Below are 286 nucleotides of genomic sequence, written 5' to 3'. Positions count from 1 at the left end.
GACTGGCTGGGCGGCCGCGGTGCGGTCCTGCTGACCGGGACGCGGGCGGTGCCGGCGCCAGGCTGGGTCTCGGCGGCGCATCGCGCCCTGGCGGCGGGCGCCGACCTGGCGCTCGGCACCACGGTGGCGCCGTCCGGGCGGCGACCGACCATTGCCGCCCGCCATGCGGCCCTGCTCGCGGCGCTGGACGCCCGGCTCGACCCCGAGGGCGCCGGCTATGCCACGCTGCCGGGGCAGGCGATGAACGCCGCGCTGCGGGCCGAGGCGCTGGCCGCGCTCGGCGGCC

Annotated in this window: 1 protein-coding gene; it reads left to right on the top strand. The window is 81.8% G+C overall.

Annotated elements, in window-relative coordinates:
• The coding region (locus E2C05_RS33975) for a hypothetical protein (RefSeq protein ID WP_205083340.1) at positions 1-286 on the top strand (286 nt) is incomplete at both ends.

It is taken from the genome of Paracraurococcus ruber (assembly GCF_004353985.1).
Lineage (GTDB): Bacteria > Pseudomonadota > Alphaproteobacteria > Acetobacterales > Acetobacteraceae > Paracraurococcus > Paracraurococcus ruber.
This window is presented reverse-complemented; position numbering and strand designations above follow the sequence as displayed.